This is a genomic window from Streptomyces sp. NPDC040610 (assembly GCF_055594065.1).
In genome coordinates this window covers 250,570-265,016 of sequence record NZ_JBVIXA010000005.1, presented here as the reverse complement: position 1 = coordinate 265,016, position 14,447 = coordinate 250,570, and the positions used below count along the sequence as shown (strand labels likewise).

Here is a 14,447-nt window from a genome sequence, read left to right as displayed (position 1 = left end):
AAGCACCGAAGACGGTCACTCCTCCGCGAACAACTCCTCAGCGGAAGCCACCGTCAACGACCGATCGAACCAGACGCCGAGGGTGTCCAGATCGTCACACTCCACGACCTGCTCCCGTACCCGCTCGGGCACCTCGATGCCACGCCGGTCGAGAACTCGCAACACGGCTTCGGCGCGCTCTGCCACACGCCCTTCGGTGCGCCCTTCAGTGCGCCCTTCAGTGCGCAACCGCTCAGACGTCTCCGACCGGAAAAAGGAAAGCTCGACGGTCACCAGTTCCCTCCAAGTCTTGAGGGCCGGGCTGTTGGCCAGGCCCTGTTCGGTGAGTTCGGAGAAGATCTCCGCGTTTTCCCTGTCGATCGTCTTCAAGGCAGCGACCAGCGTCTTCAGTATGGCATCGGCGTTCGCGTCCTTACTATGCGTAATCGCAGACAGCGTCGCGAGGGGAATGTCCGCGGCCGCGGCCCGCACATCGGTGATCACCGGGACGTTGTGCGGGCCGAGGACCAACGGCCGGATCGTGAGCATGGGCCAGTGGGCCGGACCGACGCTGAAGGGGCCCGCGGCCCAGACCGCCGTGGACTTGTCCTGGCAGGTGACGAGCAGCACCGTCGGCAGGTGGTACTTCGCGTGCAGATACGAGGTGTAGTAGGCCCAGCTCGCCGGTTTTCCGGAGTCGCGTCTGCCCTGCGACTCCACCGCCAGGAGAAAGCTGCCCTGGTGCTCGGTGTCGAACCGGAGCAGCGTGTCCACCCTGCGCTCGAGCGGCGCCGTCTCCGTCAGGTCGGTGGGCATGAGAGCCACCGACACCGGTTCGGGGAACGGCAGATCGAGTGCGCGGATGGCGCGGCCGAAGACATCGGGTTCCTTCTGGAAGATCCGGTGCATCGCTTCGTGGGATGAACTCACCATGTGCGGAACGCTAGGGAGGGCACGGCAATTGCCGCAGGGATATTGACCCCCATCACCCGATCGTGCGTACGAGGGCGCAGGGGCGCCCCGAAGTTGCCGTGGCTCACTCCGCCTTCGGCAGCACCACCCGCACGTTGAAGCCGTACGTCCCCTGGGACACGGCGATGCCCATGAAGAGGTGGGCGAAGTGTTCCTGGCCTCGGGCCGTTTCTATGGAGCCGAGGTCCAGGTGGGTGGAGGGGGGCCAGCCGAGGTCGGTGAGGAGGGTGGCTGTCTGGGCTTTCGCGGTGGGGTCGTTGCCGGAGAGGAAGACGGTGCTGGGGCCTTCGAGGGTGTCGGGGGACGTCATGACGACGGAGTCCATCGTGCTGAGGGTCTTGACCACCCGGGCCTCGGGGAACGTCGACTGGATCTCCTCGCCCAGGGAGACCGTGGGGTGGGAGAGGGCCGTGCCGTGCGGCGGCTCCTCGGTGAAGCCGACGGCGATGTCGATGAGGAGCTTGCCCGCGAGGGACTCGGCGCCCGCGATGCGGAGGGCGGCGATCGACTCCGCTCCCGGGGTCACGTTCACCACGGCCTCGCCGTGCTCCGCCGCCTCCGCGATCCCGACGACCGGCACGCCCAGCTCCTTCGCCAGGTCCTCCTTGGCCTCGGGGTCGCGGGAGCCGAGCACGACGTCGTGGCCGGCCGCGGCCCAGGCCTTGGCGAGAGCGCGGCCGACGTTGCCTGTTCCGATGAGTGCTATTCGCATGATGGGGACGGTAGTTGGGCCAGCGCGGAGGGCGTATCGGTCGAGGGGACCAAGGGGTGGGGCCCTCGGGACTAGGGCTGAAGGTCCCCGGGGGGCGGACGGCGGGGAGCCGTCTGCGCGGGTGTGGGCCGTGGGCTCCCCGGGCCGTGCCCCCGTCCGGCGCGGGGAGTCCGGCCTCACGCGTACCTCGTCGACACCTCCTGCCACACCTTCGCCAACCTCTCCGCCAGCGCCGACTGGCCCCACAGGTCCGCCGGGTCGTCGGGCATCGCCTCGTCGTACAGCGCCAGGCGGGCCGCGGTGGGTATGCGGAGGAGGCGGTCGCGGGCTGCTCTTGCGTCGGTCACCTTCAGGGAGAGGGCCTTGCGGGTTTCCGGGGGGAGGAAGTTGTGGTCGTGGTTCGTGATGTGGGGGAGGCCGGTGAGGAGTAGGGCGGAGGCTGCGGGGGACAGGTCCGTGGCCTCGGTCAGGTGGGTCGCCGCGGCCAGGGTGAAGGGGATCGGGCCCCGTCGGTCCAGTTCGGCGAGCAGGGCGGACAGGCGGTCGGGGGTGGCCCAGCCGTCAGGGGTGACTTCGATGTCGAGGACCCCTGTGTGGCGGGACACCGTCCCGCGCTGCAGGAACGCCGCGACGCTTCCGCTGCTCCGGTCGGCGTGGGCGCGGCCCCACGCGCCGTGCGCCATGGTGATGGCCAGTGGGAGCTGCGCGCCGTTCTCGTCGGTCAGCGCCACGCGGCGGTCGCTGTCCAACAGGCCCCGGTGCAGGCCCGGTTCTGCCAGGGGCGAGCCGGCCCAGAAGCGCAGCAGCCGCGCGAGTGCCTGGCGGTGCGGGACGGCGGTGACGGCGCTGGTCGCGCGGACGGCCAGCCCACCGACGCGGCCGGGCAGCTCCGTCCAGTCGTACGTGGAGGAGTGGTCCAGCCAGTCCTCCATCGCGGTCTCCGCGTCGATCGCGCCGCTGAAGAACGCCGAGGTGAGTTCGATCTGCGTCGCCGTGCCGCCGTACCCGTTGTTGTACTGGCTGACCAACCCGTCCAGCGCCCCGCCGAGGTCGTCCTCCGTGACCTTGAGCCGTACCCGGCGGACCTTCGCGAGGCGGGTCAGGAGCCGGGCCCGGCGGGAGGCCAGGTCGGCGGCCTCCCTGACGCAGCCGGTGACGCCCCGGACGAGCAGCGGGTGGCCGACCTCGGGCAGCAGCTTGCCGACGGCGGTGCGCAGGGCCTCCTCGGAGGTGGCCGCGGCGTCGAGGAGGCCGCGTGCGGTGTCCTCGGTGACCGACCGCAGCGCCGCCGATCCGGCGGGGTCGCGCGGGGTGAGGAAGTGCCAGAAGGCGGGCGGCGGTATGAGACGCGTCCCGGCGGCCATCGGGTCGGGTTCGCTGTCGGTCCAGCCGTCGTTCTTCAGCTCGGCGTCCCAGTACCGCTCCCCCGTCTCGGCGTCGCGGGCCGCCACCGGGTCGTACCTGCGGACCCCGCCGCTGAGCACCAGCCGCCGGTCCGTTCCCGGCACGTCGAGCAGGCCCCAGACGGCCGTGGCCCCGGCCCCGTCGAGCACGCCGTGGACGCCGTCGACGCGGTGGTAGCGCACCTGCCGGGTCACCGCGTCCTCGGCGACCCGCAGGCCCACGCGGGTGCCGTCGCTGCCCAGCGGTGACCCCTGCACTCCGTACGGCAGGGGCGCCAGGGAGGAGGACTCGAAGTTCCACCGCTCGTTCGCGCCGAGGTCGGACGGGTCGAGGAAGTCCGGCAGGTCCTCGGCCTCGGCCAGCTCGCCGGTGGTCAGGTCGACCCGCCGCACCCGTGGCTCCCCGCCCTCCGCCGCGTACCACCAGAAGTCCCGGCCGTCGTGGAACATGTGTCCGTTCGGGCCGACCCGCTCCTCGCGCGGGTCCAGGACCCGGTGCCCCATGAACCGGCGGCCGCTCGGCGCCATGAACGTGTACCCGTGCCGCGCCGGTTCGTAGTGGAGCGACTCCCAGAGGCCGGGGCGCACGGCGAACCGCTCGTCCGGCGCGTCCGACCAGTAGTGGCCCTGTCTGCCGTTGACGTAGTGGAGGACGAGGAACTGGCCGTCGGAGAAGTAGACCTCGGGGGTTTGGTGGAAGCGGGACGCCTCGCTCGGTACGCGCAGGCTGTGCTCCGCGATGCGGCCGCCGGGGCCGATGGCGATGGCCCGCCGACGGTCGTGGACGGTCAGGACCGGCCAACTCGCCCGGCACCAGAGGTTCTTGTCCTTGAGTTCGGCGGCGGCCTCGTCAAGGGCTGCCCAGCCCAGCTCGTCCAGGATGCCCGCGCGCAGCGTGCGGGTCAGCGGGGTCACCAGGTCGAGCGCCGTGATGCGGGCGGACAGGTCGGGCCTGTCGGTCAGCATGTCCGAGCGGAGGACGTCCTCCAGCCAGCGGAGCGCGTGGGCGGCGTCCGCCATGCCGCCCGACTGCACGCGCCGGACGTTGCCGTCGACGATCTCGCGCAGGACCGGCCGGAGGGCCTTCTTCCCCCACAGCGCGCGGAACTCGTCCGCGTCGTACGGCCCGTGCGGGACGGAGCGGACGAGCACCGGCCCGAATTGCTTGTCGTCGAGCAGCGTCCGGAGCGCGGTATCGGCGAAGCCCTGCCAGTTCCGCAGGTGCGTCCCCGGGCCGGGGTCGGCCACCGGGAGCCCCGCCGCCAGGCAGCTCAGCAGCGCTGCGGCGTCGACGCCGCAGTAGTCGTGGGGGGCGCCGGAGCCGAGGCGGACGGGCGTGCCCGCGTGCCGGACCCGGTCCGCCAACAGGTGGGGCAGGCGGAGCAGTTCCTCGGGGACGGCGGGGGACGAGGCCTGCGCGTACCGGCTGAGCAGCGCGGACAGCCACTCCCCCGCGTCACCGGCCCCCGCCTCACCGTCCAGCCCCGCAAACGCCCCCGTCTCCTCCAACAGTCCGCACCACCACGCATCCAGCCCCGACGGCGCCACCTCCGCCACCCGCCACAGCAACCGCCCCCGCAGCACCGCCGACGCGGTGACCACGGGCACGAGGAGCTTGCGCTGTGCCGTCCAGAAGGTGTCCGCCGCCCGCCACAGGGCGGGTGTGTCCACCAAGTCCTCAAGCAGCAGCCGGTGTTCGATGACGACGTCGAGGCCCGCGGCCTTGGCCAGCTTGCCGAGTTGCTTGAGCATCTCGGGCCAGGGCGGGAGTCCGCCCGTCGTCCGCCGTACGGCGAGTTCCCGCAGCTCGCGGTACGCCGCCAGGGGGTCGGGCCCCTGGGTAAGTTCCCCTACGTACGCCTTGATGTCCTTGGCCGAGAGTGCGCCCGCCAGCGCGAACTCCAGGAACACCGCGCGCCGCCGGGCCGGGTCGACGCCCCCGGTGGCATGCCGGTCGGCGGCCCGCGCCCTGCCGAACATCAGCGCGCCCTGCTTGTCCCGCCCGGCGGCCAGGAACATCCGGCCGGCCTCCTCCCAGTACAGGGAGAGGTGGTCGAGGGGCAGCGTCGCCGCGATCCGCTGGAAGTCGTCGAGGGCGGGGCCCGGTCGCGGCCCGACCAGGCGTCCGGCGCGCGCCATCTCGACGCCCGCGGTCAGGGCGGCCTCGGCGTGCGCAAGGTCGTGGACCAGCGCCCACGCGGGGTAGCGCAGCTCGGGGCGGTGTCCCGCAGCGACAGGGTCCCCGGCGTCGGGAGCCGTGCAGCCGAGGTCGGCCAGGAGCCGGTCCTCCACGGGGCCGAGGGTCCGGGACGTCAGCCGGACCATGGGGCGCGCGCCCAGGTACGGGTGGCTGTAGCTGCGGGCGGTGATGTCCTCGCCGCCGGGGGTGCCGGGCGGGGCGAGGCCCGCCGCCAGCGCGGCCGCCTGCCCCGGCGCGGGTTCCGCACCCACGCCGTCGCTCGCCCCTTCGATCTCACCCACGTCCACGCCGCCGCTCACGCCGCCGCTCACGCCACTGCCCCCGTGCAAGTCCCGCCTCATCGCTCCTCGTCCCCCCGTGCGTCCGTACCGCCGTACACCAGCTCCGCCATCCGCCGGCCCTCGGACCAGGCCACCGGCCCCACCTCGGCGACCGGCAGCGGCCGTTCCGCCCCATCGACCCAGAGGAGCCGTCCGGCCTCCCCGGCCCCGGACCCACCCGCGCCACCGGGCCCCGCGGCCTCCCCGCTCCCCAGCCAGCACCGCACCTCGACCGCGGCACCCCGCTCGCTCATCCCCAGGACCGCGAACCCGCCCCGCACCGCGAACCCGTGCTCGACAGCCCGCTGCCGGGCGGCCCCGGACACCTCCGCGTACGCGTATGCGCCCCCGGGCACCTCCACTCCGACGCCCTCGGGGCCCCGCCCGTCCCGCCGCCGATGCACCCGACGGCCCACCTGCTCGACCCCCTGAGTGCCCCCGTGCTCGGCCAACAACAGCCGCCACCCGTCCAGATCGTCGAGCAGCACCGGATGCACCGCCGTCACGGCGGCCCCGGCCGAGGCCTCGTACAGCTCGCCGTCCGCCTCCCGGACGCTCGCCCGCCCGTCCTCGGACATGTCCGTGAGCAGCCCGAGCCGTCCTTCGATCCGCACGACCAGGTGCCGCAGGCAGGTGCGCCAGCCGGTGTCGTCCCACACGCGGGCGAGGAGCGGTCCCGGCACCGGTATGCCGCCGAGCAGCCAGGACTCGACGGTGGCCCGGCACTCCCGCTCGTGCCGGAGCACCTGCTCCCGCAGCGCCTCGAACCGCTCGCCGACGGGGCTTTCGCGCACGGCGGCGGGCACGGATCTCAGGACCTTGCCGCCGCTCTTCCGGCATCTCAGGTCCGTCCCGTCCAGTGCCAGCTCATGGCCCTGATGCGCGTGCACCCACGCGAGTGGAGTCGTCATGCGGCCGACTATGACATCCCCCACTGACAATGCCCCGGCCGCCCGGGCACGGGGCAACTAGCCAGTCAGAGAAGGCGAGTTGACCCGTAGGGGATCTATGCAGATATCACGTAGGGGATGTGGAGGGTGCCCCGCAGGGGGCGCTCACCCCGCCCACACCACCGCCTGCGTCTCGCTGTACGCGTGCAGGGCGTACGACCCGCAGTCGCGCCCCACCCCGCTCTGCTTGAAGCCGCCGAAGGGGGCCTCCATGTTGCGGCCGATGGTGTTCACTCCGACGCCGCCCGCGCGCAGTCGCGCCGCGACGCGGAAGGCGCGGGCCGTGTCGGCGGACCAGACGTAGTCGATCAGGCCGTAGTCGCTGTCGTCGGCGAGGGCGACGGCCGTGTCCTCGGCGTTCTCGCCGGTGCCGTCGAAGGGCACGACCACGACGACGGGACCGAAGATCTCCTCGCGGACCACCCGCATCTCGGGCGCGCAGTCGGCCAGGAGCGCGGGGGCCACGTAGAAGCCCTTGTCGAGGCCGGGCCCGGGGCGCTCGCCGCCGACCACGACCCGCGCGCCCTCCTTGCGCCCCAACTCGACGTAGGACTCGACGCGTTCGCGGTGCGCGGCGGAGATGAGCGGTCCGACGACCGTGTCCCGGTCGCGCGGGTCGCCCACCTTCAGATGGCCCGCGTACCGGACGAGCCGCTCCAACAGCGGCTCGTAAACGGATCGTTGGACGAGCACCCGGGTCGGCGCCGTGCAGATCTGTCCGCTGTAGAACGAGAACGTCGTGCCGATGCCCGCGGCCGCCGCGTCCAGGTCGGCGTCGTCGAAGACGATCGCCGCGCCCTTCCCGCCCAACTCCATGAGCTGGCGTTTCATGCCGCGCCCGCACACCTCGCCGATGCGCTGCCCGATCGCCGTGGAGCCGGTGAAGCTCACCATGTCGACGTCCGGGGAGTCGACGGCCGCCTCGCCCACGTCGACGGAGGCGCCGGAGACGACGTTCACGACGCCGGCAGGCGCGCCCGCCTCCGCCAGGGCCGCCGCCAACCGGTAGACGGACAAGGGGTCTTGGGGCGCGGGCTTCACCACCACCGTGTTGCCCATCGCCAGGGCCGGGGCGACCTTGCCCGCCGGATTCGCCCAGGGGTTGTTGTAGGAGGTGATACAGGTGACGACGCCGACGGGGCGGCGGACGGCGACGGCACCGAGGGCCGCCGCCCTGCCCAGCGGGCCCGCCTCGTTGATCTGGGGCGGGATGCCGGTCTCGACGGGTTCGAGGGCGCCGCGCGCGTACCGCCGGAAGCGGGCCACGGCCACTGCCACCTGCATGCCGCGCGCGGTCGCCGTGGTCGCGCCGGTCTCCGCGCGGGCCAGCTCCGTGTGCCCGGCGAAGTCGCGTTGCAGCAGGTCGGCGGTCCGGTCGAGGACGGCGGCGCGCTCCTGCGGCGACGTACGCGACCACGTGCCGAAGGCCTCCCGCGCCGCCGCTGCGGCCTGCCACACCTGGGCGCGGCTCGCCTCGGGAGCGAGGCCGACGACGTCCTCGGTCGCCGGGTCGATCACTTCGTAGTGCCCGCCGTCCGGCTCGACCCACTCGCCGCCGACGAAGAGCCGCTGCGGACCCCCGGCCGGACCCACCGGGCTCACCGGATCCCCCGACCCCGCCACGCCCCCGCTCACCTGGTGCTCACCGTCCTGGTGTCGCGCCCGGACCGCAGCACCGTCCCCGGCACCGCCCCGGTCACCACGTCGTCGCGGATCACCTCGACGCCGTTGACCCACACGGCCTTCACGCCGATCGCCTTGGAGTCCAGGCGGGGGCTGTCGCCGGGCAGGTCGTGCACGAGGGTGGCCTTGCCCGCGTCGATCCGCTCGGGGTCGAAGAGGACGAGGTCGGCGTGGAAGCCCTCGGCGACACGTCCGCGCTCGCGCAGGCCGAAGAGCCGGGCCGGGTCGTCGGTGAGCATCTTCACCGCCTGCTCAAGGCCGACCAGCTTCCGGCCGCGCAGACAGTCCCCGAGGAAGCGGGTGGTGTACGGGGCGCCGCACATGCGGTCCAGATGGGCGCCCGCGTCGGAGCCGCCGAGCATGACGTCCTCGTGGGCCCAGGTCTCGGCGCGCAGCGCCCAGGAGTCCGGGTCGTTGTCGGTCGGCATGGGCCACAGGACCGTACGCATCTCGTCGTTGGCACAGATCTCGACGAGGCAGTGGAAGGGCTCCTGGCCGCGTTCGGCGGCGATGTCACCGACGACGCGGCCGGTCAGGCCCTCGTTCGCGGCGGAGTAGGTGTCGCCGATGACGTACCGGTCGAAGCGGGCGAGCCGCCGGAACACCCCGGCCTCCTTGCTGCCCGCGCGCCGCAGCATCTCCGCCCGTACGTCCGGGTCGCGGAGCTTGGCGATCCGCTCCGGCACGGGCAGGCCGAGGACGTCGCCCCAGCCGGGTATGAGGTTGAGCGCGCAGAAGGTGCCGAGGGACATGTTCATGGGCGTGAGGATCGGCATGGTGAGGGCGACGACGCGGCCCCCTGCCTTGCGGGCGCGCTCGCTGGGGATCAGCTGGCGCGGGACCCGCTCGGGCACGGCGGCGTCGATGGTGAGGACGTTCCAGTTCAGGGGGCGGCCCGCCGCCGCGCTCATCTCCACGAACAGGTCGATCTCGGCGTCGTCGAACTGGTCGAGGCACCCGGCGACGATCGCCTCCAACTGCGTGCCCTCGTGCTCGGCGACGGCCCGCGACAGGGCGAGCAACTCGTCGGGCCCGGCGTGCCGGGAGGCCACCGGCTGCCCGTCCCCGTCGGAGTGCGTGGACGACTGCGTGGTGGAGAGCCCCCAGGCCCCCGCGTCCATGGCCTCGTGGAACAGGCCCAGCATCCGCTCCAGCTGCTCGGCCGACGGCTGCCCGCCGACCGCGTCCGCCCCCATCACGTACCGCCGCAGCGCGCAGTGCCCCACCATGAACCCCGCGTTGACGGCGATCCGCCCCTCCAGCGCGTCCAGATACTCCCCGAACGAGTGCCACGACCAGGGCGCGCCCTCCTCAAGGGCCACCAGCGACATCCCCTCGACCTTGGACATCATCCGCCGCGTGTAGTCGGCGTCCTCGGGCCGGTCCGGGTGCAGCGGCGCCAGCGTGAACCCGCAGTTCCCGCCCGCGACGGTCGTCACCCCGTGGTTCAGGGACGGCGTCGCGTACGGGTCCCAGAAGAGCTGCGCGTCGTAGTGGGTGTGCGGATCGACGAACCCGGGAGCGAGGACCAGGCCGTGGGCCTCCTCCTGGGTACGGGCCTCCTCCGTGACGGAGGGCGCGACGACGGCCACCCGCCCGTCCCTGATGCCGACGTCGGCGACGCGGGCGGCGCCCCCCGTCCCGTCGACGACGGTCACCCCCTTGATGAGGTGGTCGAGCATGACGAACTACCCCTTTTCCTTAGGGAACCTGGGCGCGCCCAACGTCCGGGCGAGCGTTCTCAGCCCGTCCGGCGTTCGAGGACGAGCCCGAAGGGCGATCAACGGCCACCACTCCCAGGGGCGAGGCTCAGCCGGCAGCGTTCCGCATCCGTGAGGTCCGGTGGACAGGGTCGGTGTCGATCTTCGGAATGACGTGCTCCCCGATCAGCCGAATCGTGTTCTTCGTGTCCTCGGGCGAGATCCCGATGGGCAGCCCGAACGACAACTGATCGGCCCCGGCCTGCTCCCACCGCTTGCACTGCCGGGTCACCTCGTCCGGATCCCCGCAGATCATCAGCTCCTCGGCGATGAGCAGCTCGATGATCTCCTCGGTGTAGTCGGGCAGCACCTCGGGCCACTCGGGGATCCCCTCGGGCCGGGGGAAGGTGTCGTGGTACCGGAACACCAGCGACTGCAGGTAGTTGAGCCCGCCGTTCACCGCGATCTGGACGGCCTTCTCATGGGTCTCCGCGCAGATCGCGGTCGACGTCACCATCACGTTGTCGTTGACGAAGTCCCCGACGGGCTCGGCGTCCCGGATCGCGGTCTTGTACTGCTCCAGGACCCACTCCATGTCGGAGACCTTCTGCACGCTGAAGCCGAGGACCCCGAGCCCCTTCCTCGCGGCCATGGCGTACGAGGACGGCGACCCGGCGGCGTACCACATGGCCGGGTGCGAGGCGCCGTACGGCTTGGGGAAGACCTTGCGCGGCGGCAGCTGCCAGTGCTTGCCCTGGAACCCCTCGTACTCCTCCTGGAGCCACATCTTGGGGAACTCCGCGATGGTCTCCTCCCAGATCTCCTTGGTGTGGTTCATGTCGGTGATGCCCGGCAGGAAGCCGAGGATCTCGTGCGACCCGGCGCCGCGCCCACTGCCGAACTCGAAGCGCCCTTCCGAGAGATGGTCGAGCATGGCGACCTTCTCGGCGACCTTGACCGGGTGGTTCACCTGGGCCAGGGGGTTGAAGATCCCCGAGCCGAGGTGGATGCGGTCCGTGGCGTGCGCGAGGTAGCCGAGGAAGACGTCGCTGGCGGAGAGGTGCGAGTACTCCTCCAGGAAGTGGTGCTCGGACGCCCAGGCGTACTTGAAGCCCGACTTGTCCGCCTCGATGACGTACTCGGTCTCCTCCATCAGCGCCTTGTGCTCGGCGAGGGGGTCGGTCTCGGCCCGCTTGCCCACGTATCCCTGTACAAAGAGCCCGAATTCCAAGGCGGTTCACCGTCCTCGTGAGTTTCTGACGTACCGTCAGATTCGCTGGTCCGACTGTTCCACCGCACCCTGGGAGCGTCAAGACCCGCACCCGCCCCCAGCTGACTGCCCGTCAGAGAACGCTGACCCCGGCGAGCCAGCCGCCGTCGATCACGAACGGCTGGCCGGTGATGTACGCCGAGTCCTCCTCGGCGGTGAGGAACAGCGCGAGCTGCGCCACCTCCTCCGCCCTGCCCACCCGGCCGAGCGGCACGAGCTTGCGGTACAGCGCGTCCAGGCCGCGCGAGGCCTTCGCCACGTCCGCCTCCGGGTCGAGCTGCGCCGGATTGCTCATGGCGGTGTCGATGGCGCCGGGGCAGATCGCGTTGACGCGGATGTGCCGCTTGGCCAGCTCCAGGGCGGCGACCCGGGTGAGGCCGATGATGGCGTGCTTGGTCGCGCTGTACGCCCCGATGTACGCCATGCCCGTCATCCCCGCGTACGAGGCGGTGTTCACGATCGAGCCGCCGCCCGCCGCCGCGATCTCGGGCGCGGTCGTCTTGATGCCGAGGAAGACACCGGTCTGGTTGACCCGGACGATCCGCTCGAACTCCTCCAGAGGAGTGTTCACCAGCTCGTTGAAGCACAGGATGCCCGCGTTGTTCACCAGCCCGTCGACCGCGCCGAACGCGTCCTTCGTGGCGCTGACGGCGGCCGCCCAGTCCGCCTCCTCGCCGACGTCCAGGTGGACGTACCGGGCGCTGTCGTGCCCCAGCTCCTTCGCGAGCGCCTCCCCCTGCTCGTCCAGCACGTCGCCGACGACCACCCGCGCGCCCTCGGCGACGAAGAGCCGCGCCTCCTGCTCGCCCTGCCCGCGCGCGCCACCGGTGACGATGACGACGCGCCCGTCCAGCTTGCCCATGCCGGCCTCCTGGTCCGGTTCGGTGAAACGAACGCCCTAATCGAGGTGGGGCGCGACCTCGGCGCCGAACGCCGCCATCTGGTCGGTGAGTTCGGCGCGGTCCCGGCTGCGGAACCGCACCTGGATCTGGTGCACGCCCATCTCCCCGTACGCGCGCAGCGACTCCGCGAGGGCGTCGGGCTTCCCGCTCAGCGCCCGCCGCCCCACCGGCCAGGAGGGTGCGCCCACGTACAGCGGCTCGGTGATGGCCCCAATGGTGACGGGCGCCTCGATGCCCGCGTCGGCCCGCAGCCGCCGCAGCCTGGCGATCTGGCCGGGCAGCCGGTCGCGCGGGTCGCCCTGCGGCAGCCAGCCGTCGCCGCGCGTCGCGGCCCGGCGGACGGCGGCGGGCGAGGAGCCGCCGACCCAGATCGGCACCCGCTCCTGGGCGGGCCGGGGCCGCTGCCCGAGGTCCTCGAAGGCGAAGCGCTCGCCGTGGTGCTCGGGGAACTCCTCGGGCCCGAGCGCGGCCCGCAGCGCGTCCACAGTCTCGTCGAGCAGCGGCCCGCGCCCCGCGAAGTCGGCGCCGAGGACGTCGAACTCCTCCGCCACGTGCCCGGCGCCGACGCCGAGGATCAGCCGGCCGCCGCTGAGGTGGTCGAGCGTGGCGTACTGCTTGGCGCTCAGCAGGGGGTGGCGCAGGCCGACGATCGCGACATGGCTCAGCAGGCGGACGCGTGCGGTGACCCCGGCCAGGAAGGAGAGGGTGGCCACGGGGTCGTACCAGACGGTGCCCATCGCGTCCGCGAGCCGCCGCGGGATCGCCACGTGGTCGCAGACGGCGAGGTACGCGAAGCCCGTGCGGTCGGCCGTGCGGGCGATCTCGACCAGGTCGTCGGGGCCCGCGTCGGCCTCCCACGGCTCGGCGAACAGCGCGCTCTGGGACTGCACCGGAAGCTGCATCCCGTACGCGAGCCGCCCGGCGGGGAACGGCTCGGCCATGGCGCTCAGGCCCCCGGTCCCGGCCACAGGCCGTCCTTCGTCAGGCCGAGGAGGTCGATGGCGTTGCCGCGGACGATCCGCTCCACCACGTCCGGTGCCAGGTGTCCCATCTGCTCCTCGCCGACTTGGCGGGATGTGGGCCAGGTGGAGTCGGAGTGGGGGTAGTCGGTCTCGTAGAGGACGTTGCCGACGCCGATCGCGTCGAGGTTGCGCAGGCCGAAGGCGTCGTCGAAGAAGCAGCCGAAGACGTGGTCGGCGAAGAGCTCCGAGGGCGGGCGGTGCACCTTGTCGGCGACGCCTCCCCAGCCGCGGTTCTCCTCCCAGACGACGTCGGCGCGCTCCAGGATGTAGGGGATCCAGCCGATCTGTCCCTCCGCGTACATCACGCGCACGTTGGGGAAGCGCTCGAACTTGCCGCTCATCAGCCAGTCGACCATCGAGAAGCAGCAGTTCGCGAACGTGATCGTGGAGCCGACGGCGGGTGGTGCATCGGCGGAGGTCGACGGCATCCTGCTGGACGAGCCGATGTGCATCGCCACCACCGTGCCCGTCTCGTCGCAGGCGGCGAGGAACGGATCCCAGTAGTCCGTGTGGATCGACGGAAGTCCGAGATGTGGCGGGATTTCCGAAAAGGCGACGGCCCTCACCCCGCGCGCCGCATTGCGCCGCACCTCGGCGGCGGCCAGTTCGGCGTCCCAGAGGGGTATGAGGGTGAGCGGTATCAGCCGACCTTGCGCGGCGGGGCCGCACCACTCGTCCACCATCCAGTCGTTGTACGCCCGCACGGAGAGAAGCCCCAGGTCACGGTCCGGCGCCTCGGTGAACGTCTGGCCGCAGAAGCGCGGGAAGGTGGGGAAGCACAGGGCGGACTGGACGTGGTTGACGTCCATGTCGGCGAGCCGGTCGGGGACGCTGAACGAGCCGCGCCGCATCTGCTCGTACGTGATCACTTCCAGCTTGATCTCGTCGCGGTCGTAGCCGACGGCCGTGTCGAGCCGGGTCAGTGGGCGGTGCAGCTCCTCGTACACCCACCAGTCCCCTATGGGGCCATCGTCCCCTTTCTCCCCCATCACCGGGGCGAACTTACCGCCCAAAAAGGTCATTTCCTTGAGCGGGGCACGGACGATGCGCGGGCCTCGGTCCTGGTACTTCGCCGGGAGGCGGTCCCGCCAGACGTGCGGCGGCTCCACCGTGTGGTCGTCCACCGAGATGATCCTCGGGAACGGCGGCTCGGCGGGGGCGGCCTCCTGAGTGCTCTCCATGGTCTCCATAGGGCTCACGGTAGCGCGCATCTGACGATCCGTCAGTTGTCCGGATTCAGTCACTGGTGCGGGAACCCTGTGAGAGCCGTCTCCCACGGCTGACGCATCCGCTCCGGACAAGGCAAACTGTGCACCGCAGTAAGCCGCACGGGC

Annotated in this window: 10 protein-coding genes; all 10 read right to left on the bottom strand. The window is 72.0% G+C overall.

The window, feature by feature from the left end:
• Positions 1–15: 15 nt before the first annotated feature.
• The 10 genes from ACZ6AA_RS19930 to ACZ6AA_RS19885 all read right to left on the bottom strand — a co-directional run bounded on the left by ACZ6AA_RS19930 (position 16) and on the right by ACZ6AA_RS19885 (position 14,303).
• Positions 16–912: a hypothetical protein gene (locus ACZ6AA_RS19930; protein WP_468481336.1), complete on the bottom strand. Its 897-nt coding sequence runs from the start codon at positions 910–912 to the stop codon at positions 16–18.
• 103 nt (positions 913–1,015) lie between these two features.
• Positions 1,016–1,663: an NADPH-dependent F420 reductase gene (locus ACZ6AA_RS19925; protein WP_468457135.1), complete on the bottom strand. Its 648-nt coding sequence runs from the start codon at positions 1,661–1,663 to the stop codon at positions 1,016–1,018.
• 176 nt (positions 1,664–1,839) lie between these two features.
• Positions 1,840–5,607, bottom strand: a complete 3,768-nt coding sequence (locus ACZ6AA_RS19920; RefSeq protein ID WP_471459195.1) for a hypothetical protein — start codon at positions 5,605–5,607, stop codon at positions 1,840–1,842.
• Complete coding sequence (locus ACZ6AA_RS19915; protein WP_471459193.1) at positions 5,604–6,497, bottom strand: DUF4132 domain-containing protein; 894 nt, start codon at positions 6,495–6,497, stop codon at positions 5,604–5,606. Before ACZ6AA_RS19915 ends, ACZ6AA_RS19920 begins: the two co-directional genes overlap by 4 nt.
• Positions 6,498–6,641: 144 nt before the next feature.
• Complete coding sequence (locus tag ACZ6AA_RS19910) at positions 6,642–8,129, bottom strand: aldehyde dehydrogenase family protein (protein WP_471459445.1); 1,488 nt, start codon at positions 8,127–8,129, stop codon at positions 6,642–6,644.
• Between the two features lie 38 nt (positions 8,130–8,167).
• Complete coding sequence (locus ACZ6AA_RS19905) at positions 8,168–9,901, bottom strand: N-acyl-D-amino-acid deacylase family protein (RefSeq protein ID WP_471459191.1); 1,734 nt, start codon at positions 9,899–9,901, stop codon at positions 8,168–8,170.
• A gap of 127 nt (positions 9,902–10,028) precedes the next feature.
• Positions 10,029–11,150, bottom strand: coding sequence for an LLM class flavin-dependent oxidoreductase (locus tag ACZ6AA_RS19900; protein ID WP_471459189.1), 1,122 nt, complete (start codon positions 11,148–11,150; stop codon positions 10,029–10,031).
• Positions 11,151–11,262: 112 nt separating this feature from the next.
• Complete coding sequence (locus ACZ6AA_RS19895) at positions 11,263–12,051, bottom strand: SDR family NAD(P)-dependent oxidoreductase (RefSeq protein WP_471459187.1); 789 nt, start codon at positions 12,049–12,051, stop codon at positions 11,263–11,265.
• Between the two features lie 36 nt (positions 12,052–12,087).
• Positions 12,088–13,032, bottom strand: coding sequence for an LLM class F420-dependent oxidoreductase (locus ACZ6AA_RS19890; protein WP_468481431.1), 945 nt, complete (start codon positions 13,030–13,032; stop codon positions 12,088–12,090).
• A gap of 5 nt (positions 13,033–13,037) precedes the next feature.
• The gene (locus ACZ6AA_RS19885) at positions 13,038–14,303 is read right to left on the bottom strand and encodes an amidohydrolase family protein (RefSeq protein ID WP_468457146.1); all 1,266 of its coding nucleotides are present in this window, start codon (positions 14,301–14,303) and stop codon (positions 13,038–13,040) included.
• Positions 14,304–14,447: the final 144 nt, after the last annotated feature.

Coding starts and splice junctions, on each gene's coding strand:
- ACZ6AA_RS19930 (WP_468481336.1), bottom strand. CDS start 912: ATGGTGAGTTCATCCCACGAAGCGATGCACCGGATCTTCCAGAAGGAA.
- ACZ6AA_RS19925 (WP_468457135.1), bottom strand. CDS start 1,663: ATGCGAATAGCACTCATCGGAACAGGCAACGTCGGCCGCGCTCTCGCC.
- ACZ6AA_RS19920 (WP_471459195.1), bottom strand. CDS start 5,607: ATGAGGCGGGACTTGCACGGGGGCAGTGGCGTGAGCGGCGGCGTGAGC.
- ACZ6AA_RS19915 (WP_471459193.1), bottom strand. CDS start 6,497: ATGACGACTCCACTCGCGTGGGTGCACGCGCATCAGGGCCATGAGCTG.
- ACZ6AA_RS19905 (WP_471459191.1), bottom strand. CDS start 9,901: ATGCTCGACCACCTCATCAAGGGGGTGACCGTCGTCGACGGGACGGGG.
- ACZ6AA_RS19895 (WP_471459187.1), bottom strand. CDS start 12,051: ATGGGCAAGCTGGACGGGCGCGTCGTCATCGTCACCGGTGGCGCGCGC.
- ACZ6AA_RS19890 (WP_468481431.1), bottom strand. CDS start 13,032: ATGGCCGAGCCGTTCCCCGCCGGGCGGCTCGCGTACGGGATGCAGCTT.
- ACZ6AA_RS19885 (WP_468457146.1), bottom strand. CDS start 14,303: ATGGAGACCATGGAGAGCACTCAGGAGGCCGCCCCCGCCGAGCCGCCG.